The organism is Myxococcus stipitatus DSM 14675, assembly GCF_000331735.1.
GTDB classification, from domain to species: domain Bacteria; phylum Myxococcota; class Myxococcia; order Myxococcales; family Myxococcaceae; genus Myxococcus; species Myxococcus stipitatus.
Window position 1 is genome coordinate 9,076,371 of the sequence record NC_020126.1, and the last position, 20,799, is coordinate 9,097,169.

General features: G+C 69.9%; 15 protein-coding genes. 7 read left to right on the top strand and 8 right to left on the bottom strand.

Annotated elements, in window-relative coordinates:
• Positions 1-6 precede the first annotated feature (6 nt).
• On the top strand, positions 7-3,150 hold the full coding sequence (locus MYSTI_RS35050) for an ABC transporter substrate-binding protein (RefSeq protein WP_015352588.1): 3,144 nt from the start codon (positions 7-9) through the stop codon (positions 3,148-3,150).
• A 6-nt stretch (positions 3,151-3,156) separates the two neighbouring features.
• On the opposite strand, the gene MYSTI_RS35055 is transcribed toward MYSTI_RS35050, so the two are convergent.
• Both MYSTI_RS35055 and MYSTI_RS35060 read right to left on the bottom strand, forming a co-directional pair.
• The gene (locus MYSTI_RS35055; RefSeq protein WP_015352589.1) at positions 3,157-5,310 is read right to left on the bottom strand and encodes a lipoprotein; all 2,154 of its coding nucleotides are present in this window, start codon (positions 5,308-5,310) and stop codon (positions 3,157-3,159) included.
• 68 nt (positions 5,311-5,378) lie between these two features.
• Positions 5,379-5,999, bottom strand: a complete 621-nt coding sequence (locus tag MYSTI_RS35060; RefSeq protein WP_015352590.1) for a DedA family protein — start codon at positions 5,997-5,999, stop codon at positions 5,379-5,381.
• A gap of 139 nt (positions 6,000-6,138) precedes the next feature.
• Here MYSTI_RS35060 and MYSTI_RS35065 point away from each other — a divergent pair, with 139 nt between their 5' ends.
• Positions 6,139-6,462 (top strand): hypothetical protein, encoded by a 324-nt coding sequence (locus MYSTI_RS35065; protein WP_015352591.1) that lies wholly within the window; start codon positions 6,139-6,141, stop codon positions 6,460-6,462.
• Positions 6,463-6,471: 9 nt separating this feature from the next.
• Here MYSTI_RS35065 and MYSTI_RS35070 read toward each other — a convergent pair whose 3' ends face one another.
• The gene (locus tag MYSTI_RS35070; protein ID WP_044282190.1) at positions 6,472-7,629 is read right to left on the bottom strand and encodes a DUF6183 family protein; all 1,158 of its coding nucleotides are present in this window, start codon (positions 7,627-7,629) and stop codon (positions 6,472-6,474) included.
• A 203-nt stretch (positions 7,630-7,832) separates the two neighbouring features.
• Between MYSTI_RS35070 and MYSTI_RS35075 the strand changes: the two genes are divergently transcribed.
• Together MYSTI_RS35075 and MYSTI_RS35080 are read left to right on the top strand one after the other, a co-directional pair.
• Positions 7,833-8,270, top strand: coding sequence for a hypothetical protein (locus MYSTI_RS35075; protein WP_015352593.1), 438 nt, complete (start codon positions 7,833-7,835; stop codon positions 8,268-8,270).
• Positions 8,271-8,273: 3 nt separating this feature from the next.
• Entirely contained in the window at positions 8,274-9,140 is an 867-nt protein-coding gene (locus tag MYSTI_RS35080; protein WP_015352594.1) for a hypothetical protein, read from the top strand.
• A gap of 2 nt (positions 9,141-9,142) precedes the next feature.
• Here MYSTI_RS35080 and MYSTI_RS35085 read toward each other — a convergent pair whose 3' ends face one another.
• The 4 genes from MYSTI_RS35085 to MYSTI_RS35100 form a co-directional block, all read right to left on the bottom strand.
• Entirely contained in the window at positions 9,143-10,204 is a 1,062-nt protein-coding gene (locus MYSTI_RS35085; RefSeq protein ID WP_015352595.1) for a radical SAM protein, read from the bottom strand.
• Positions 10,201-10,440, bottom strand: a complete 240-nt coding sequence (locus MYSTI_RS35090) for an anti-sigma factor family protein (RefSeq protein WP_015352596.1) — start codon at positions 10,438-10,440, stop codon at positions 10,201-10,203. The genes MYSTI_RS35085 and MYSTI_RS35090 overlap by 4 nt, the downstream gene beginning before the upstream one ends.
• 69 nt (positions 10,441-10,509) lie before the next feature.
• Positions 10,510-11,124, bottom strand: coding sequence for an RNA polymerase sigma factor (locus MYSTI_RS35095; protein WP_015352597.1), 615 nt, complete (start codon positions 11,122-11,124; stop codon positions 10,510-10,512).
• Positions 11,125-11,159: 35 nt separating this feature from the next.
• Positions 11,160-11,747 carry a DNA-3-methyladenine glycosylase gene (locus MYSTI_RS35100; protein WP_044900876.1) on the bottom strand — a complete coding sequence of 196 codons (588 nt, stop codon included), beginning with the start codon at positions 11,745-11,747 and terminating at the stop codon, positions 11,160-11,162.
• A gap of 133 nt (positions 11,748-11,880) precedes the next feature.
• Here MYSTI_RS35100 and MYSTI_RS35105 point away from each other — a divergent pair, with 133 nt between their 5' ends.
• Complete coding sequence (locus MYSTI_RS35105; protein ID WP_015352599.1) at positions 11,881-13,431, top strand: 4-alpha-glucanotransferase; 1,551 nt, start codon at positions 11,881-11,883, stop codon at positions 13,429-13,431.
• Positions 13,432-13,495: 64 nt separating this feature from the next.
• Here MYSTI_RS35105 and MYSTI_RS35110 read toward each other — a convergent pair whose 3' ends face one another.
• Entirely contained in the window at positions 13,496-13,762 is a 267-nt protein-coding gene (locus tag MYSTI_RS35110; RefSeq protein ID WP_233278386.1) for a hypothetical protein, read from the bottom strand.
• Positions 13,763-13,967: 205 nt separating this feature from the next.
• On the opposite strand from MYSTI_RS35110, the gene MYSTI_RS35115 reads away from it, so the two are divergent.
• Positions 13,968-16,103: a BamA/TamA family outer membrane protein gene (locus MYSTI_RS35115; protein WP_015352601.1), complete on the top strand. Its 2,136-nt coding sequence runs from the start codon at positions 13,968-13,970 to the stop codon at positions 16,101-16,103.
• The gene (locus MYSTI_RS35120; protein ID WP_015352602.1) at positions 16,100-20,794 is read left to right on the top strand and encodes a translocation/assembly module TamB domain-containing protein; all 4,695 of its coding nucleotides are present in this window, start codon (positions 16,100-16,102) and stop codon (positions 20,792-20,794) included. The genes MYSTI_RS35115 and MYSTI_RS35120 overlap by 4 nt, the downstream gene beginning before the upstream one ends.
• Positions 20,795-20,799 lie beyond the last annotated feature (5 nt).

Genomic DNA, 20,799 nt, shown 5'->3' on the forward strand with positions numbered 1-20,799 from the left:
TCGTCCATGGGCGCCAAACGGTACCTCTTCACGTTCGGCCTGCTGGCCGGTCTGCTCTCCGCGCTCGTGCTCGGGGGAGTCCTCGAGTTGAGCGGCCAGCCGCTGGAGACCTCCTCCTGGACGGTGCTGGTGGTGGCCACGCCCGCGCTGTACCTGACGGGTGGCTATCTCGCGTGGTTCCGCTGGGCGGCGCTGCGGCGGCTGGCCCGGCGCCGCGTCATGGCGCGCCTGGCGGAGGGAGACCTCACCACCTCCGGCGGCCCCACCTTCGAGGGACACGAGGACGTCCGCCGCCTCATCCTGTCGCTGCGCCGCGCGCTGTCGCAGGTGCAGCGGGTGACGGCCAACCTGCACCGCACCAGCAACGACGTGAGCGAACAGGCCCTCAGCCTGCTCGAAGCGGCGCGCCGACAGGGGGGCGCCGTGGAGCGCACGCTCCAGTCCGTCAGCGACATGGGCGGCAGCCTCCAGGTGGTGGGCAAGCGCGTGCACCAGCTCGAGGTGTTCGCCGTCGACACCACGGGCGCCCTGCTGGAGATGACGGAGCGGCTGGGGCAGGTCGTGGGCGCGCTGTCGCAGGTCAACGACTTCGCCAACCACACCACCGCGCTGATGCAGGCCATGAGCGAGCGGCTGGCCAACATCGCCTCCTCCGGCGATGAGCTGGCGCGCTTCGCGAGCGAGGCCGAGGACTTCGTCGCCCTCGTCGAAGGAGGCATCGACTCCGTGCGCCGCCGCGCCAGCGAGACGAACCAGCTGGCGCTCGCGGTGACGGCGACGGCCGAGCGGGGCGAAGTGCTGGTGGCCGACAGCGTGAAGGGCATGTACCGGGTGGAGGAGACGGTGCGGAAGGCCGCGGAGCTGATGGGCACGCTGGGCGCCCGCTCCGCGGAGATTGGCCGCATCGTCGACGTCATCCAGGAGATTGCCGACCAGACCAACCTGCTCGCCCTCAACGCGGCCATCATCGCCGCCCAGGCGGGTGAGCACGGCCGGCCCTTCGGCGTGGTGGCCAACGAGATTCGCAACCTGGCCGAGCGCACCACGCGCTCCACACGCGAAATCGGCGCCATGGTGTCCGGCATCCGCGACGCGGTGCTGACCGCGGTGACGCTGGTGCACGAAGGCCGCGAGCAGGCCACCACCGGCGTGGCGCTGGGAGACCGCGCCTCCGAGGCGCTGGTGGAGATTCGCACCATCACCCAGCGCACCTTCAGCGCCGTGGAAGCCACGGTGACGGAGACGCAGCGGCTGGAGGCCCAGGGCGCCACGGTGGTGGAGGCCAGCCGGCGGGTGGCTCGGCGCGTGGAGGACGTCACGCGCATGGCCATCGAGCAGTCCGGCCACGCGCGCGAGCTGGTGCGCCAGACGATGGAGATGGCCCGCGTCGGGCATGGGGCCTCGCAGAAGGCGGAGGACCAGGCGCGCACCGGACGCGACCTGTCCGAGGCCGTGGTCCGCCTGAGCGCCTCCATCGAGGAGCTGCGCACCGCCAACGCGGTGCTCATCAAGGCGGACTCCTCCATTCGCGAGGAGGTGGCGCAGGTGCGCGAGGACGCGCGCCGGGTCATCCGCATCGGCGATGGGCTGACGCGCACGGTGAATCAGCTGGGCCACGAGGCGCTGGGGCTGGAGACGGAGGTGTTCCGCTTCCAGCTGCCTCGGCCGCGCGCGGGCGGCACGATGCGCGTGGTGCTGCATCAGGCGGCCTCGCTGCGCAATCGTCAGGCGGTGGACCCGCTGTTCAGCGTGGAGAACCAGCTCTCGGAGCTGACCGCGTGTGCCTTCTCGGGCCTCACGCGGCTGGAGGACGGAGGACTGGAGCCGGACCTCGCCGAGCGCTGGGACGCAGACCCGTCCGCGCGCCGCTACCGCTTCTACCTGCGCCGAGGCGTCACCTTCCACGACGGGGCGCTGCTCACCGCGACCGACGTGAAGCGCCACCTGGAGCGCTTGCTGGACCCCGCCGTGCGCTCACCGGACCGCAGCCTGCTCGAGGATGTGGAGGGCGCGGTCGAGTTCTCCTCGGGACTGGCCCGCGAGGTGTCCGGCATCGAGGCGCTCGACGACGCCACGCTGGAGATTCGCCTGCGAGAGCCCAAGGCGTTCTTCCCGCACTTGATGGCGCTGACGCCCACGGCGGTCGCGCGAGTGGATGCGGGGGGGAGGCTGGTGGGCACGGGCCCCTTCCGCGTCGTGTCGCTGGAGCCGGAGCGCGTGGTGCTGGAGCGCAATCCGTCCTACTGGCGCCCCACGGTGCCGCTGCTCGACAGGCTGGAGTTCCAGCTCGTGGACTCGCGCGAGGAGGCCGTCACGAGGCTGCGCACGGGCTCCGCGGACCTGGTGTCCTTCCTCTCCGCGGAGCACGTGGAGGTGCCAGGGCTCGACTCCTTCCAGGTGCTGGCCAGCGCCGCGCCCTTCACCGCCTTCATCGCCCTCAACCTGCGCGAGGCGCCCTACGACGACGTGCGCGTGCGCCGAGCCCTGCGCGCGGGCATGAACATCCAGGGCGCGGTGGAGCAGTTCCACCCGGGCGCCCGCGTGGCCCGCACCCTCACCCCGCCCGAGCTGATTGGCGGCGCGGAGGTCCGGGGACTGCCGACTCCCGACGTGGCGATGGCGGAGCAGCTCCTGCGCGAGGTGGGCCTGCGTCGGCTGCGGCTCACGCTGCATCACCCCGCCGGGCGCGACACCTCCGCCGAGGACGCGGTCCTCTTCCGTCCCCTGCTGCAAGCGGGCTTGCTGGAGCTGCGGCACGTGGAGATGGCGCCGGAGGACTACGCGGTGCATCTGCGCGAGGGAAAGCTCCCGGCCTTCCACGCGCACTGGCTGGCGGACTTCCCGGACCCGGACACGTTCCTCTACTTCCTGCTGAACTCCGCCGCGCAGACGGTCTACCCGCTGAGCTATCGCAACGCGGAGCTGGACCGCATCACCGCGGAGGCTCGCGTGTCCATCGACCCGGAGCTGCGTCAGCAGCTCTACGTGCGCGCCGAGCACCTCTTCCACGACGACTGTCCGCTCATCCCGCTGTACCACGAGCGCATCCACGCGGCGGCCACGTCGTCGGTGCAGGGGCTGCGGCTGCACCAGACGCCGCCGCAGGTCCGCTACGAGGACCTCTGGGTGGACCCGAACACGGCCGCGTGAAGTGAGTCACGGGGCCTCGCGTCGGGCCCCGTCCGAATGCGCGTGCCGCTGAGGCCAGCCGAGTGTCTCCACCTGGATGCCCGGCCCCAGGCCGTAGGACTCCAGCCGCCACACGCCCTCGCGCTCGACGACGACGAGCATCCGCCCCTCGAAGAACGCGGCCCCCGCCAGCCGCGTCGGGTACCCCGGCAGCGGACACATGCCGAGTCGCTCGCCTTGGGCGAAGAACTGCAACCACACCTGCCGGCCCTCGGGCACCCACGCATCCGCGAGCACTCCCACCGCGTCCCCCTGCAGCAGCGCCGCGTCGTGCAGCGTGCCGGGCAGCGCCTCGAAGGGCAGCGCATCCACCTCCCACGCCGGGCGCCCCGTCGTCGAGTCCACCGCGCGAAGCACGGTGCGCTCCTCTTCGGGCGCACAAGGGAGTCCTCCCTCACGTGCGCAGACCTGCGCGAACAGATAGCCCGAGGTCCCCGCCGCGGACAGCAGCACAGGCTCCGCGTGGGGCGTCAGCGTCCGAGTCCCTCCATCCCAATCCACATCCACCTGTGCGCCGCCGTCGGTGGAGACAAAGGCCCGCGCGCCCACCAGGAGCGTTCCGCTCGCCACCGCCAGCGAGGCACGCCCGATGAGGACACCGCCATCTTCCCGCAGGGAGGTGACGTGCAGCGCGGAGCCGCCATCCGGGTCGACGTCGGCGCGCTCCAAGCGGCCCTCCACCGTGTATCGAATCGGTGTGCCTGCTGTGTCGAGCGCGAGTCGAGACTCTCCTCGCCACGGCTCGACGGGCCCCGCATGGACGAGGGAGCCCGCGTCCTCTCGTGCCGAGAGCCAGACCCATCGGGCGCCTTCCGGCACGGGGGCAGCGGTGGCGGTGCCGCCATCGAGCGCATGCGCCCACGCCACCTGCGCGAGGACCTCCCCTGCCTCCGTCAGCGCGACCTGTCCCGCGTTCAGGTGCCCGACCCAAGGCCCCGCGTCCCCGGGCGCACCGAGCGACTCCCACGTGGCCTCCCACTGACGCTCCCCCAGGCCCCGGGCGGAATAGGACTCCAGCCCCGAGGGCGCGAGCACCACCACGCCCGCATCCGACGCGGCCAGCAAGGTGCGCGGGCCACCGTCGGGATAGAGCGACTCGTAGCGCATCAGCCCATGTCGGGTGAAAGAGACCAGGCGGCAACCCGCGTCGCCACCGCAGACCGAGGTGAACAGTCCGCCTCCTTGAACGAGCAGCGCGGGAGCCCCCACCGGCTCACCGCCGAGCTCCTGGCTGAAGGTCGCCACGAGGTCTCCCGCGTCTGGCTTCTCGCATTCACCTCCCTGACAGGTGCCCTCCCCCTGACAGGCCGTGGCGGGTGCGCAGACAATGCCATCCGGTGGCGCCATCTCCTTGCAGGAGCCATCGAAACACAAACGCGCCTTCTTGCAGCTCACGGGTCCACAGACGCTGAAGTCCCGAGCATCCTCCTCGCCACAGCCGAGGTCGCGGTCGCACACGCCCACCTTGCAGGGGTTGCGCGGCACGGGACACACCACCGGCGATGCCACACAGCCCAGGCTCGGTGAGCACGCATCCACGGTGCACGGGTTGTCGTCATCACACGAGCGAGGAGCGCCCACGCACGCCCCCGACTCACAGTGCCCATCCACCTGGCAGCGACTGAGCGGGACGCAGGAGACGCCATCCTCGAGGGTCTGCTCCACGCAGGTGCCGGAGGCGAGGTCGAAGGTCGACGCGTGGCAGGGACCCGACGGCGTGCACGTCAACGGACGAACACCCAGGCCCTTGAGCCGGACGGACGTGGTGCCTCCCGCGCCCGTCAACGTCAGCGAGCCCTCCGCGGTGCCCACGCCCGCGAGGAAGTCCACGTCGACGACGGCGGTGCCGCCTCCGGGCACCATCACCTCCGAGGCCACCACGGTGAAGGGCGAGCCCGAGGCCACCACCACCGAGACACTCGCGCGGCCGGTGGCGAGCACCGTCACCTGTCTCCGCGTCAGCGTGCCTTCGAGGGCTCGGCCGAAATCGACCTCCTCATCCTGGGCGCGGAAGCCCTGGCGCGCACCGCCCACGTTGGAGTTGTCCCCGCAGCGGCAGCCCGCCGAGCACAGCGCGAGCACGGCGAACAACACGGTCCCCGAGTGGATGCATGAGGCCATGACGAGAACTCAAGCGCGCCGGATTGGCCGCACGCAACGGCGCGCGGGAGCGGCGTCATCCCGAGAACTCAGGGCCCTGGGGCGGGCGCACGTCGTCGAGCGAACATACGCACCAACACCGCCACCACGCCCACCACCACGAGCCCCACGACGGCGTACTGGTAGCGACTGATGAGGGCCGTCAACTTCTCGAGGTTGCCGCCGACCGCGGCCCCCAGCGCGAGCACCAGCCCCGTATGTGCCATGGCGGACACCGCGCCCAGGCCCAGCGCGTTCAGCCGTGGCATGCGCGCGGCGCCCGCGGCGACGAAGATGAGGCCTCGGATGCCGGGCAGGAAGCGGTTGACCACGAGGAGCCATGGGCCGCTGCGGCGCATCCGGGACTGGACCTCCTGGAGGCGCGCGTGGGTGATGCCGAAGTAGCTGCGCTCGGGGTTGGCGTCGAAGCGCTGAGCCAGCCAGTGACCCACCTGGTAGTTGATGAAGGCGCCGAGCACACTCCCCGCGACGACGACGAGGAAGACGAGCGCCCACGGCTGGGTGCCTCGCACCGCGTACACACCGCCGAGCAGCGTGATGGTGTCCCCGGGGAAAGGTGGGACGACGTACTCCAAGGCCGCTGCGACCCCCAACACCAGCAACCCCAACGGCCCGAGCGCTCCGATGAGCTGGTCGATGTATTCCACCATCCGCGCGAACCCCCTCCTCCGAGTACCAGGCACCTGACATAAGTCATGCCCCGTGGAGGGGAAAGCGCGATGCGTGGTGGGTGAACAGAGCTGACGCGCACCACCTTGGCGACGTCGGCTATGCTTCGACGCCATCACCATGATTCTTCCGACCCACTGGGACAAGCTCACCGCGACCCTGTTCGCCGTCGATTTCAACGGCAACCCCGAGGAGGCCTGGAGGTTTCTCGCCTACCAGGGGCTGGTCGAGGACACGCCTGGGGGGCTGGAGTTCTTCCAGGACTTCATCGCGCGGAATCGGGGGCGCGACCTGGAGACGGGACAGACGCCGGTGGGCAACCTCGCCTCGGCGCTGCTGAGTGAGCGACTGGTGGTCCTCGAGTCGCTCCCGAAGGACCCGAGCGGGAGGTCGTCGAAGCGCTCCTTCCGACTCTGGAGCCGGAGGAGCGCCGTCGCCGCGTGAGGCGGAGGCTCAGGGCTCGTCGCGCACGGCCAGCAGCGCCATCGACGTGCCGCCGGGGCGCAGGCACACGAGGCCCAGGCGACGGGACGCGTTGCGAACACGCTCCGAGGCTTCGAAGCGGTACCAGCCGCAGGACTCGAGCCGGGCGCTGAGTGCCTTGGGGTCGAGCGGACCTTCGAAGCCGCTGAGTCCGGCCAGCGTGCGCCACAATGCCAGACGTCCGTGGGCTGCGCCGAGAGCGCCTTGCCAGCCGCGAGCGCCAAAGACAGCCAGGCCGAAGAGCGAGGACACGACGTCCTCGAGCACGGCGCGGTGGCAGGTGACGAAGTCCGCGTCCTCGAGCAGGTCCAGGCCCAGGTCGACGAGGACGGACTGGATGCTGTCCGCGGGGGCCTTGGGGAGGGAGGGGCGCAGCTTGAGGACGCGCTGCTCGTATTGGCTGGGGGGACCGTCATCGCCGCGGGTCTCGATGACGGCGGCGAAGTGAGGTGGGACGGGCTCATCGCGCACGGCGACCTGGATGTTGGGGAGGGTCGGTGCGTCGTCATCGTCGTCGGAGGCCATCCGCGACGAGAGGGAGGAGATGGAGGCGGAGAGGTCCTCGACGCCCAGGTCCAGGCCGAGGGACGACTCCCAGGCCAGGCGGGTCAGGGGCAGGTCCGCCAGGGGATGGCCGCGTTGAACAACCTGGGCCCAGAAGTCGCGCACGTGGGGGTGTGAGGCCAGGGAGGAGCCACGCAGGACGTACTCGTGGATGCCGCAGGCGAACAGCTCCGTGAGGTCGTCGGGCCCGCGGCGATGGGCCAGCAGCTCGATGAAGGTCGAGGCGGGGCGGAAGGTGGCCAGGAGCGAGGCGAGGTCCTGGGCGCGGCGTGAGGCGGAGTGCAGTCCCTGGAAGCGGGCATCGCGAGGCTGGCGAGCGACCTCCAGCAGGGCCAGGGCGCTCTCGAAGTCCCGTCCCTGGGCGAGGACCTCCTCCAGGTGGTCGGACACGGCATGGAGCCGCCAGCGACGTTCAGAGGGCGTTGCCGAGTGACGAGCTTCGAGGCCCGCCGCGAGCGCCACCAGCGACGCGTGGTCGCCCTGCTCCCCCAGCTTGTCCACCTGGAAGAGCGCGTCCTTCACGCCGGGCTGGGTCGTGACGGCACCCAGGAGCGAACTCACCATCGAATTCATGGAAGCCGAGCTTACACGGAGTAGTGGGGCGCGTGCGCGAGGACAACATCCGGGTGCGGCGGCCCAGTTCTGCCGGTCGCACATCGAGTGCGGTCAGGGTCGCACGTTCCAGCAACGTCCTCATGCTTCCTTCACAAACGACATACAGTCCGCCCTCGCGATAACGGCGCCGACTTTGCGGCGATAGACGCGCCATGACCCCAAAGACTCGAGACGACATCGCAGGCGCCGAGCACGACTGGCTGGCCGTTGACCAAGATGGATACGTCGGCTTCTTCAGCTCGGCCGGGGGTGGCTACGCTCCCGACGCGTATCTTCAAGATGTCGACGTTCACGACACCGCGATCTCCGTCCTCTTCGACATGGAGCCCAGAACCTCTCCAGTGCCGGCTCCGGGTCAATCCTCAACGCCTGACGACTACTGGCAGAAGATGGCGGCCCGAGGCGTCTACGCATTCGATTCCTCCCATCACGGTGGCCCCTACCACCTCCTGGCGTCGCCCTTGGTCCCAGCTTCTCTCAAGACCCTTCCTGAAGAAGTCGCTCGGGCCGCCAATCGAATCACATACAAGAACCTGAGCTTCTCGACGCTCAGCACCGTCTACGAGGAACTCCTGAAGAAGGACCCCTGAGCCATGTCACGCGAATCCGTCCGCGGCCCCACCCGCTGTCCTGGCTGCACCACCGCGCAGGAAACCCTCTACATCGCGACGGCGTCGAGGACCGGTGTCCGCTTCTCCGCCTCCTTCCGCTGCACCCAGTGCGGCCACGCCTTCGAGAGTGACGACACCGGCATCCCCGAGGACCTGCGGCCTCTCTTCATCGCGCGGCACGGGAGGTGGGCGCTCCAGCTCATCGACACGGGCCCGCTGAGAGTCAAAGTCCTCCAGAGCGTCCGAGAACTCCTGAACCTCGGTGTCCAGGAAGTGGGCACCCTGCTGAAAACCCTCCCGAGCACGCTGGCCACGGGAACCCGCACGGAGATGGAGGCACTCCTCATCGGCAAGCTCACCGACTCAGGTGCCAGAGCCATCATCAGCCCGGTCAAAGACAAACACCACACCCCGCCTCCCACCCCCACGAGCCCCTGGAGACGACTCAAGGCGGAGCTGGGCCGCGCGGACTCGACGCACCTTCCCGTGAAAGAGTTCGCCGCCCTGGGGCCCGCTGCCTTCGACTTCCTGATGAACATCGTCGAGCAACGGGATGGCAGTCATCGGCAAATCAAGAACGCCCTCTGGATGGCCTCCACGATGCGCGGCTGGGGAGTCGCCCGAGTCCTCGTCGCGCTTCCCAGCCTCTGCACTCACGAGGACTTCGAAGTCCGGAACGCAGCCGTTCGCATCCTGTTGGTTCGGCTGCTCCAAGCAACGGATGTCCCCGGAGAGCTCGCCGGGGAATACACCCTGCACTCCTTCGATGACGCCATCCGAGCCGCGCTGTCACTCGGGGTCGAGGAGAACACAGCCCGCCTCGCCCACGAGCACCTCGCCCGGCCCTGACGTCACGAAGTCTGCGAAGGCGACGGCATCACCGTGCCGCCGTACTGCGTCGCCGCCAACGTCCCGCACGCCGCCCCAATCTCCTTGCCCCCTGAATACCGCCGAGCCACCGGCGCCTTCAGAATCTGCAAGTAATCGCGGAACGCACTCAGCTCCTCCGCCGTCGGAGGCTGGTACTTCCCCGTCGGGTCCGTCACGTCGATGAGGTCGACCTTGATGGGAATCCCCTCGAAGGCCGTCTTCAGCGCCTCCGCGTCCTCCCTCTCCAGGTTGAACCCGCGAATCGCCACATAGGCAATCATCGCGCGCTCGCGACGCACCTGGCTGTACTCGCGAATCGCCTCAATCAGCTCCGGCAACGGATGCGTCTTCTCGATGGGCAGCACCTGCGCCCGCTTCTCCGCGATGGCGCTCGTCACCGAGAACGCCAGCCGGTACGGAAGCCCCTCTCGCGTGTAGCGGCGGATCGCCGGCACATGCCCCGCCGTCGAGAACGTTATCGCCGTGCCCGCAATCGAGAAGCCCGCTGGGTTCGACAGGATGCCCGCCGCCCTCACCGTCTCCTTGTAGTTGAGCAGCGGCTCGCCCATCCCCATGAACACCACGCCCCGCACCGGCCGGTCCGCCTCCGCCCGCACCTGAAGCACCTGGTCCAGAATCTCCCAGGTCTGCAGGTTGCGTTTGAAACCCAACTTCCCCGTCATGCAGAAGTCGCACGCCAGCGCGCAGCCCACCTGGCTGGACACGCAGACGACGTACTTCTCATCGAAGATGGGGATGCGGACCGCCTCCACCCGCCCGCCCAGCGGTGAGTCGAAGAGGTACTTCACGAAGCCGTCGTCCGCCCGGCGCCGCTCCACGATTTGGAGGCTCGGCATCTCGCCGTGCGCCTTCAAGTGGTCCGCGACGCGACGCGGCACCTGCGGGGAGTTCGCCACCTCCTCCACGGAGCCCTTCCCGTGGGCGAAGACAGCGGCGAACACCTTGCGCACCGCGGTGGGCGACGGGGAGAAAGGCGCGAGCGCCTCCTCCAACTCAGGCAGCGACAGTTGCTTCAGGTTCACGAGGCGGACTTGATCTTGGAGCGAAGGAACTCAGTCAGCTTGTTGCTGACCTCCTTCGGCATCCTCGCCGCCATCGCGCGCTTGCACAAACTGGGCGTCGCCCGGTACGTGCGCAAGAACTCCTCACAGGGCGAGCACCCGGACAGGTGCTCCTGGAGGTGCTGCGCCTCCTCGGGCGACATCTCGCCGTCGAGGTATTCCAGCAGGAGGTTGATTGAGTCTTTACAGGTGTACATCCGAACCTCGGCTGGCAGCGACACGCCCTCGTCCTCGCATCCGAAGATGCGGTACCCCCCGTTCGCGTTTCACAGCCCTCGACTGTCCCGGTTGTAGAAGGCGTCGATGGCTTCACGGAGCGCGAGACGAGCCCGGTGCAGGCGGCTCTTGATGGCGGGAATGGAATCCCCCGTCACCTCTGCAATCTGTTCGTAACTGAGGCCGTCCACGTCTTTCAAGAGGAAGACCTCACGATACCCCTCGGGCAGCCGGTCCGCCGCCTGGCGGATGGCATGGCCCAGCTCCGCGTCCAGCGCCTTCTCCTCGGCATCCCGGCTCCAGTCCTGGAGAGGGTAATCCGCCAGCGTGCCCCGGGCCGTGAATTCAGGCCCCTGGAGCTCCGCCTCCGCGGCCTGGGCCACCCGGCGGTGGCGCAGGCGCATGAGCGCATGGTTGGCGGCAATCCGGTGCACCCAGGAGCCGAAGGCCGCATCCCCGCGGAAATCCTTGAGATGTTGATAGGCCGACAGGAAGGTGTCCTGGGTGATTTCGGCGGCGTCCGCCTCCGAGCGCGTCATGCGCAGGGCAAGACCGTACACCTTGTCCTGGTGGGCTTCCACCAGCGCCTCGAAGGCGGACATGTCCCCGTCCTGCGCGCGGGCGAGGAGCAGGCGATCATCTTCCGTGGCGACCTCGTCGGACATGGCGTGGCGCACCCAACCAGCCAGAAGCGCATTCGTCAAGGCCGCTTACGAGCCCTGGGTGCCGGTCGCCTGCTGACATGTTGACTGTCGCCGACCCAGAATCGGAAGGGCTTCTGGGCCCACTCCCCCGCGTAATCCACCCCAATCCGGGGGCCTTGCTCCACCCGCGCCTCCGCCACGGCCTCCCCCGCCAGCAGGTGCAGCGCGTCCGTGCCCAGCTCCATCCGGTTGTGGGTCAGGTTCAGCCCCAGGGCCTTGCACAGGCGCCCCGGCCCATCCGTGCGCACCTCCGCCTCCAGCCCCTCCACCGGCTCCAGCGCCCGGATCAGCACCGCCGCCCCCACCCCGGGCTCGTCCGTCACCACGTTGAAGCAGCAGTGCATCCCGTAGATGAAGTAGACGTACGCCCGCCCCGCCGGGCCGAACATCACCTCGGTGCGCGCGGTGAGCCCCTTGGCGGCATGGCACGCCAGGTCGTGCTCCCCGATGTACGCCTCGGTCTCGACGATGCGGCCCACCCGGCGCACGCCGTGCGCGTCCCGCACCACCAGGAGCGTGCCGAGCAGCTCCCTCGCCACCACCAGGGCCGGCCGTGCATAGAAGGAAGGGGGCAGGGGCGTCATGGTGTGAGTGTAGCGGGGAGGCCAGACATCCCCCGCGAAAGGTGCATCCGTCCACCAGCCAAACCCTCGCATGCGATTCCTGGCGGGGGAGCAGTTCACTCCGGGGCTGTGCTGGTGCAGATTGCGCCGCACCATGTCCACCCCCGGCCGGCTGTCCGGTCTCCTGCTCCCGCTGTTCTCCCTCCGCGCCCCCACGGATTTCGGCATCGGCGACCTTGGCGCGCTGGAGGGGCTGTTCACCTGGATGAAGGCCGCCCGCCAGCGCCTGCTGATGCTGCTGCCGCTCCTGCCCACGGCGCCGGGGGACTCCAGTCCCTATGCCACCCGCTCCGCGTTCGGCCTCAACCCGCTCTTCATCGACCTGAGCGCGCTGCCGGAGTTCATCGCCTCCGGAGGCGAGGCCGCGCTCTCCGCCGAGGAGAAGCAGAAGCTCGCCGAGGCCCGCGCCGCGCCGCGCGTGCGCTACGACCTGGTCTTCCCGCTCAAGGACGCGGCCCTCGCGCGCGCCTTCGACACGTTCGAGGCCCGGCACTGGGCCCCCCAGTCCGAGCGCGCCCGCGCCTTCCGCCAGTGGCGAGAGGCCCAAGGCGACTGGCTGGAGGACTACGCGCTCTTCACCGCCATCAGCGAGCAGGAGCAGCGCCGCGCGTGGTGGGAGTGGCCGGAGCCGCTGCGCACCCGCAAGCCCGACGCCTTGCGCGCGAAGGCCACGGAACTGGAGCGCCGCGTGCGCTACCACGCCTGGCTCCAGTGGGTGGCCGAGCAGCAATGGGACGCGGTGCGAGCGAAGGCCCGCGCCCAGGACGTGCTGCTGTGCGGCGACGAGCCGTTCATCATCGGCCAGGACAGCGCGGACTGCTGGGCCTACCCCACCATCCTCCGCCGCGACGCGCGGCTGGGCGTGCCGCCGGACGACTTCTCCGCCACGGGCCAGGACTGGGGCCTGCCCTACTTCGACTTCGCCGCGATGGAGAAGGACGACTACGCGTGGCTCAAGTCGCGCGCGAAGAAGGCGGCCAGCTACTACGACCTGCGCCGCGTGGACCACGCAGTGGGCTACTTCCGGCAGTGGATTCGCGACGAGCAGACGCCCACCGGGCGCTTCATCCCGCCGGATGAGGAGAGCCACCGGAGGCTGGGGCGCAAGCACTTCGAGCTGCTCTCCGAAGGCGCCGGCATCGTCGCCGAGGACCTGGGCGTCATCCCACCCTTCGTGCGGAGCATCCTCGCGGAGCTCCGGCTGCCCGGCTATCGCGTGATGCGCTGGGAGCGCGACGGCAACGACTACCGCCACCCGCACCACTTCCCGCCCGTGTCGCTGGTGACGACGGGCACGCATGACACGGACACCATGGCCGAGTGGTGGGAGGGCGCCCGCGACGACGAGCGTCACGCCGCCGCGCGCGCGTGGCCGGAGATGCAGGGCGTGCCGGTGACGCGTGAGTTCACCCCCGAGGTCCACCGGGGCATGCTGGCCGCGGCGCTCAACTCGAGCAGCGACTTGTGCGTGCTGCCCTGGCAGGACGTGCTGGGGACCCGGGACCGCATCAACCTGCCGGGCTCCATGAGCGACTCGAACTGGGCCTATCGCATCAGCCAGGATGCGGGCGCGCTGATGTCCGACTCGACGACGCGGGAGGCCGCGGAGAAGCTGGCCTGGCTCACCGCCTCCGCCCGTCGTTGAAGGCGCGGCCCTGGGGCCGCCCGGGAGTCAGGTCCCGGGCGCCTGGGCGCACCCCGCGCACCACTCAGTCGATGCACTTCACCTGGCCCGGGAGGCCGTCGAAGATGGCGCAGCGCCGGTTGGAGTTGGCGCACTCCAGCCGCTCGCAGACGTCGTCGCGCACGCAGATGGGCGGCGAGCGGCCGAACTCCAGGAAGACCTCGGCGCAGAACTCGTCGACCCGCTCGCAGCCGAAGGAGCCGCAGTACTCGGCGTCCGCCAGGCTCTCCCCTTCCTTGAGCCGGACCACCTCGTCATCGTCCACACCGCAGGCGGTGGCGAGTGCCGACATCACGCAGAACACCCAGATTCTCATTCGCCGGGACAGGAGCATGGCCCCCAATCTGGCGCACCTTGGCTCGGCATGCACGCGCCCACGTGTTTCTGGCAAGGACCAGCCAACAGGAAGCGCCAAGGCACCGTCGGAATGCGACACTACACAGGGGCCATGTGCCAGCAAACGCGCCCGACGCGGGCCTTCCGGGTATGAACACTCCGTGGCTGTTGACCTGCTTCGACTCCTCCGCCTCGCCACTCTCGCCGCGCTCCTGAGCGTCGCGGCGTGTGCCACCACGTCCACGCCTCCGCCGGGCCCCAAGGTCTCCACCCTGGACATCCAGGGCACGGACCAGGTCAGCGAGGGGGACATCAAGGACCACATCCTCACGTCCGCGACGCCGTGGTGGGCGTTCTGGCCCTTTGGCGGTCCGCACTACTTCGACCCCAACGCGTGGCAGGCGGACCTGCGCCGCATCGAGCGGTTCTACCAGGCCCAGGGCTTCTACCAGGCGGAGGTGGTGGACAGTCAGGTGAAGCCCCAGGGCAAGGACACGGTGAAGCTCCAGGTCCAGGTCGACGAGGGCCAGCCCACGCTCATCGCCGGCATCCAGCTCGACGGGCTGCAGACGCTTCCGGAAGAGCACCGCCAGGAGCACCACGACCGGGTGAAGGCCATCCTCCCCTTCAAGGAAGGCGACGTCTTCCGCGAGGGGCCCTGGGAGGAATCCAAGACGCTGGTGCAGGAGCAGTTGCGCGAGCTGGGCTACGCGGAGGCGGAGGTGTCCGGCGAGGTGCAGGTGGACGTGGACACGCGGCAGGCCCAGGTGCGGCTCACCGTGAAGCCCGGGCCGCGCTATCGCTTCGGCAACACCTTCGTCGCCACGGACGCCCACCCGCAGGTCCCTCCGCGCCGCATCATCGAGCAGGTGCAGGGCGCGCTGAAGAAGGGCGACTGGTACAGCGAGACGGCGCTGGCGGAGGCCCAGGCGCGCGTGTTCCGGATGGGTGTGTTCGGCGCGGTGAAGGTGAACCGCGGAGCGCCCGACCGCGAGACAGCGACGGTGCCCATCGTCGTGGACGTGCGGGAGGCGCCGTTCCGCTCGGTGCGCCTGGGTGGTGGTATCGGCGTGGACGCGGCCCGACAGGAAGTGCGCGTGCTGGGGGAGTGGACCCACCGCAACTTCCTCGGCGGACTGCGCCGCGTCACGGTGCGGGGTCGCGCGGGCTACGCGTTCATCCGCGACATCATCACCCCCACGAAGCAGGGCCCCGTGTTCGAGGTGACGGGCGAATACGAGCAGCCGCGCTTCCTGTTCCGCGACGTGCGCCACCAGACGTCGCTCACCCTGGAGAAGGGCCTGGAGCAGGCGTACGACTTCTACGGCGGCAAGCTGCAGACGGGCGTCATCTGGCAGCCGCATCGCAACTTCTCCGTCTTCCCGTCCTACAACCTCCAGATCTACCAGCTGACGGGGCGCGTGAGCGCGGACTCGCGCGTGCCGCCCGTCGTCCTGGGCTGTGGTGACTCAGGGCAGGTGGGCTGCGAGGTGGCACTGAGCTTCCTCGAGCTGGCCTTCACGTGGGACCGGCGCAATGACCCGGTGGCGCCTCGGGACGGCTACTACATCAGCCTCTCCGTGCAGAAGGGCGGCGGGCTGCTCCAGGGCGACTTCAACTACGTGCGGCTGCTGCCGGACCTTCGTTTCTACCGCTCGTTCGGCGACGAGAAGCAGTTGGTGCTCGCGGGCAAGGTGCGCATGGGGACGCTCAACCCCGCGGGCAACTCGCAGAGCTCCATCGTCACCCGCTTCTTCTCCGGGGGCGCCACGTCCATGCGCGGCTTCAACGGACAGCGGCTGTCCCCGCTCGCGGCGCTCACGAAGCAAGTGGACACCAACAACGACGGCGAGCCGGACGAAGAGGTCCAGAAGTCCGAGTGGGACACCGTGCCCGTGGGAGGCAACAGCCTCTTCGAGACATCGCTGGAGCTGCGCTACCAGATCTCCACCAGCCTGATGCTCGCGGCGTTCTGGGACTCGGGGCTCGTGGGCGTGGAGGGCTTCGACTCGCGCTCCGCGCCGCGCCTGTTCGGTCCCGAGCACTACCACGCGGTGGGCCTGGGCCTGCGCTACATCACCGTGGTGGGTCCCATCCGGCTGGACATCGCGCGGCGCCTGAACATCGGCCAGGGCTTGCCGGTCGACAATCCGCGCTACATCTATCCCACGTCCGGGGGCTGCTTCGGCATCGGCAGCAAGTGGAAGGAGGACGGGCCCACCTCGCGCGCCGCCACCTTCGCGGGCTCACCGGATGGGCAGTGCGCGCTTCAACTCTCGATCGGAGAAGCGTTTTGAGCCGGCGACGCTGGGGGCGATGGCTGCTGTGGGGCCTGCTCGGCGTGGTGGGACTGGTCGTGCTCACGGTGGCGTGCGCGCTGGTGTGGGCCACGTCCCCGCCGGGTGAGCGCTGGCTGCTGCACAAGGGCCTGGGACTGGCCAACGAGCAGTTCGCCGGGCGACTGGACGTGGGTGGGCTGGACCTGGACCTGCCTGGCGCCGTCCTCACGGGCGTGAAGCTGTATGACCCGGAGGGCGAGCTGGTGGCGGAGATTGCCCGTGTGGAAGCACGCGTGCGGCCAGGCGCGCTCCTGCGTCAGCACGTGGACCTCTCGCAGGCCCGCGTGGAAGCGCCCCGGCTCTACCTGGCCCAGGACGAGCGAGGACTGAACCTCTCCCGCGCGCTCGCGGCGCGCGTCGCCAAGCCCGAGGAGCCCCCCGGTCCGCGCGGAAAGCTGCGCGTGGACCTGCGCGAGCTGGTGCTCCAGGACGGCCATGTCGACTTCAAGCAGGAGCTGGAGGACGACGGCGAGCGACACGTGCGCCTGGAGGACTTCGACGCCCGAGGCAGCGGGAGCTACGCGGTGGCCACGCGCTCGTTCACCGTGGCGCTGGAGTCCACCGGAGGGCTCGCCTTGCCCGTGAAGGGACCGCTCCGGTTGGACGTGAAGGGCGGCGGCGAGGAGGACTCGCTCCATGCCGACGTGAAGCTGGACCTCGCGGGACTGCTGCTGGACGCGACGGCCTCGATGACGCTCCCGGCGGACACGGCGCCGGGGGAGCCTCCGGGCGTGTTGAAGGTGAACGCGGACGTGCGCCAGCTCACCGTGCCGCCGGAGCTGACGCGCGGCTTCATCCCCACCTGGCCGCTGCGCGCGCCCGTGAGCCTCGCGGGCAAGGCGGGGCTCGAGGGCGAGGTGGTGTTCGCGGATGTCCAAGGCAAGGCCGCGGAGGCGACGTTCGAGGTGAAGGGCGACGTGAACCTGGAGCGGCTGCGCACCGATGGCCTCATCGTGAAGGCGCGCGGCGTGGACCTCTCCGTGCTGGTGGACTCGGGCCCCAAGACGAACCTCTCCGCGGACCTCACGGCGAAGGGCGGCGGCACGAGCCTGGAGACCCTCGACGGGGAGGTGGACCTGTCGGTGTCACCCTCGCGCTACCTGGGCCAGCCGCTGGGACCCGTGGAGCTGAAGGCCTCCGCGAAGGACGGCCACTACACGCTGTCCCGCTTGCGGGTGCTGGTCCCCGGCGCCTCCCTCCACGCGCAGGGTGAGGGCACCACGAAGGCCCTGCGGGTGAATGGCGGACTGACGGCGGGCGACCTCTCGCTGCTGTCCCAGGCCCTGACGCGGCTGCTGCCCGGCACGTTCCCTCCCCTGGCGGGAAGCGGCACGCTGGAGTTCCGCGTGGAGGGCTCCGCGCGAGAGCCCGGCATCAACGCCCAGGGCACCTTCACCTCGCTGGCCTACGGCGACTTCGCGGTGAAGAACCTCACGCTCAACGCGGAGGTCCCGGACGTCACCCATCCCCTCTCCGCGGACGCGACGGTGGTGATGGGAGAGCTGCGCGCCGGTGACCGCCAGTTCCGGGATGTGTCCGCCAACTTCACCACGGAGGGGCGGAAGCTGGAGGCCAGCGTGCGCGCCCTGGGCGACACGATGCTCGGCCTCACGCTGTCGGGCCTGGTGGATGAAGACACCCACGGGCTGCAACTCCAAGGGATGACCCTCTCGTGGCCGGAGGCCACCTGGAAGCTCCAGGCCCCCACCCATGTGCGACTCGACAGCGGCAAGGTCGCGGTGGAGCCCGCGCTCGAGCTCACGTCCGGGGCGCAGGTGATATCCGTGCTCGGCTCGCTCATCCGCGAGGAAATCACCGCGCGCGTGGACCTGGAGGCCGTGGACCTGTCGCTGCTGCCTCGGCTGGCCGTGCCCGAGTCACTCGGGTTGGGCGGCACGGTGTCGGGCTTCGTCACCGCGAAGGGCCGCGTGGCGCGCCCCGATGCCCAGGCCCAGGTGCGCTGGCGCGATGGTCGCGTGTCGGAGTACACGGACCTCCAGGTGTCGGTCGACGGGCGCTACGAGAAGGACCGCGCCACGGGCAAGCTCACGGCGTCGAATCCCGCGGCCAGCGTCTCCGCCGACTTCGACGTGCCAGTGCAAGGCGTGCTCAAGCGCCGCCGGGATGCGCTGGCCCTCACCGTCCGGTTGGAGAACCTGGACATCCCCAAGGCCATGGCCCTGCTGAAGCGCACGGAGCCGGTGACGGGAACGGCGTCCGGAGAGCTGCGCATCGACGGCACCGCGAAGGACCCTCGGCTGACGCTTCAAATCAACGGACAGGCGCTGAACTACACCGCGCCGCCTCCGGGCTTCTCGCTGAAGCAGCCGCTGGACCTGGCGCTGCACGCGGCGTCGGACGCGCAGGACGGCACGCTCGACGCGCGCGTCGATGTGAAGGGCCTGGGCTCCCAGACGTATGTCGTCCTGCACACGCCCTTCACGCTGGGCGGGATGCTGGCGCGGCCGCCCAAGGCCGATGAGCTGCTGACGGCCTCGGTGGACCTGGAGGCGCGTGTGGCGGACCTGCCCCTGGCCCAGTTCGAGGGCGTGGGTGGACTCGAGGAGCCCGGAGGCACCGTCTCCGCGCAGCTCTTCCTCACCGGCTCCGCGATGGTGCCGCAGGCGCGCTTGAGCGTGAAGTCCTCGGGGCTGACGGCGTATGGACTGCCGCCCGTGGATGGGCAGCTCGGCGTGGTGGGCGATGACCAGGACGTGAAGGTGACGCTGGCGGTGCAGCGCGAGGACAAGCCGCTGGTGCAACTGGATGTCACGCTGGAGGCGCCGCTCGGTGCGCTCCAGGACCAGGAGGTCTACGGGCACATCCCCCTCCAGCTCAAGGGCCGGCTGGGCCCCATGCCGATTCAACACCTGCCCGGCGTGGCGAAGGCCCGCGTGAAGAGCACGACGAACTCCCGGTCCGTCGCGCCCGAGTCCAAGAGCCTCCAGGGCGAGCTCGCGGTGGAGCTGACCGCGCGAGGCACGCTCGACACGCCCCACATCGAGCTCACCGCGGGCGCGCAGAAGCTCGGCATGGGCGACCTGGCGCTCGGACAGGCGCGGGTGCAGTACGGCTATCAGAACGCCCGCTCCACCTTCGACGTGCTCCTCTCCGCTCCGGCGGGGGGCACCCTGCACGTGGACGGAAACGTGGCGATGGACGTGTCCCTGCCCGCGCTGCGCAAGGGTCTGGACACCGCGCGCGCGCCGCTGGACGTGACGCTCGACGCGCGCGACTTCGACCCGTCCTTCCTCTCCGGCGCGGTGGAGGTGGTGCGCGGCGTGGGCGGGATGATTCAAGCGGACGCGAAGCTCACCGGCACCGTGGCCGCGCCCATCTTCCGAGGCACGCTGGAGTGGAAGGACGGCAAGCTCGCGCTGATGGGGCTGGGCGAGTACCGCGACATCCAGCTCAGCCTCGATGCGACGCAGGAGGCGTTGTCGGTGAAGAAGCTGGCCGTGAAGGCCGGCGGTGGCTCGCTCTGGCTGGAGGCGCCGCTGACCGCCACGAGCACGCGGAATGGGGAGTACGAGCTGTCCAGCCCCGCGGAGAAGCCCTACCCGCTGCGCGCCCAGAACTTCCCCATCATCTACGACGACCAGCTCATGGCGCTGTTGAGCATGCGCGCGAAGGTGGAGGGCACGCTGTCCAACCACCTGGTCAACCTGCGCAACGTCTCCATCCCCGAGGCCACCATCGAGCTGCCGGAGGTGAAGCGCAAGGACCTCCAGGCCATGGGGCGCCCCGACGACATTGTGCTCGTGCGGCGCGGCGTCCCGCTCGAGCGGCGCAAGCGCAAGCAGCCGCAGCAGCCTTCTCCGGGTGAGCCCCAGCCGGAGACACCGCAGACGCCGGCGACGCCTCCACCCGAGGAAGCCGCGTCCGAGCCCGGCGACGAGTCCTCTGCGTCACGCGCCTACTGGGTGAACGTGAACGCGCCGCGCAACCTCTGGGTGAAGGGCTCCGACGTCAACGTGGAGCTGGGCCTGTCCGAGGACTTCCGCATCGAATACACCGACCAGGCGCGCCTCTTCGGACAGGTGCGCGTGCTGCGCGGACGGGTGGACGTGCTGGGCCGGCGCTTCGACGTCCAGCGCGACAGCATCGTGAGCTTCACGGGGCCGCCCGCCGTCCCCTACATCAACGTCACCGCCGAGCACCGCAACGAGACGGCCAGCGTCACGGTGTTCGTCACCATCCGAGGCCAGGGGCGCGACTTCACGCTGAAGCCCACCAGCGAGCCGCCCATGCCCGAGTCCGAAATCTACACCCTGCTCGCCACGGGCCGCCGCACCCTGGAGCGAGGCTCCGGCGCGTCCATGACCGCCAGCGCGCAGGCCGCGTCGGTGGTGGGCTCGCTCGTCGCCAACGAGGCGCGCAAGGCCCTGGCCGCCAAGCTCCCGCTGGATGTGCTCTCCATCGAGGCGGGGGGCGCGGGCATCGCCGGAACCAAGCTGGAGGTGGGCACGTACGTCACCGACAAGATCTACGTCGGCTACACCGGACGCGTCGGCGCCAACATCCAGCAAGGGGAGAACTCCAACGCGGTCCGATTCGAGTACCAGTTCGGACCGCGCTGGAGCCTGGAAGGTCAGTACGGCGACGCGCGCTCGGGCGGCCTCGACCTCATCTGGAGCAACGAGTACTGAGCGCG

Excerpts from the sequence above, each read along its gene's own strand:
- MYSTI_RS35090 (WP_015352596.1), bottom strand. The coding sequence starts at position 10,440 with ATGTACACCTGTAAAGACTCAATCAACCTCCTGCTGGAATACCTCGAC.
- MYSTI_RS35065 (WP_015352591.1), top strand. The coding sequence starts at position 6,139 with ATGATTCTTCCGACCCACTGGGACAAGCTCACCGCGACCCTGTTCGCC.
- MYSTI_RS35070 (WP_044282190.1), bottom strand. The coding sequence starts at position 7,629 with ATGGTGAGTTCGCTCCTGGGTGCCGTCACGACCCAGCCCGGCGTGAAG.
- MYSTI_RS35080 (WP_015352594.1), top strand. The coding sequence starts at position 8,274 with ATGTCACGCGAATCCGTCCGCGGCCCCACCCGCTGTCCTGGCTGCACC.
- MYSTI_RS35075 (WP_015352593.1), top strand. The coding sequence starts at position 7,833 with ATGACCCCAAAGACTCGAGACGACATCGCAGGCGCCGAGCACGACTGG.
- MYSTI_RS35055 (WP_015352589.1), bottom strand. The coding sequence starts at position 5,310 with ATGGCCTCATGCATCCACTCGGGGACCGTGTTGTTCGCCGTGCTCGCG.
- MYSTI_RS35060 (WP_015352590.1), bottom strand. The coding sequence starts at position 5,999 with ATGGTGGAATACATCGACCAGCTCATCGGAGCGCTCGGGCCGTTGGGG.
- MYSTI_RS35100 (WP_044900876.1), bottom strand. The coding sequence starts at position 11,747 with ATGACGCCCCTGCCCCCTTCCTTCTATGCACGGCCGGCCCTGGTGGTG.
- MYSTI_RS35095 (WP_015352597.1), bottom strand. The coding sequence starts at position 11,124 with ATGTCCGACGAGGTCGCCACGGAAGATGATCGCCTGCTCCTCGCCCGC.
- MYSTI_RS35110 (WP_233278386.1), bottom strand. The coding sequence starts at position 13,762 with ATGTCGGCACTCGCCACCGCCTGCGGTGTGGACGATGACGAGGTGGTC.
- MYSTI_RS35050 (WP_015352588.1), top strand. The coding sequence starts at position 7 with ATGGGCGCCAAACGGTACCTCTTCACGTTCGGCCTGCTGGCCGGTCTG.
- MYSTI_RS35105 (WP_015352599.1), top strand. The coding sequence starts at position 11,881 with ATGTCCACCCCCGGCCGGCTGTCCGGTCTCCTGCTCCCGCTGTTCTCC.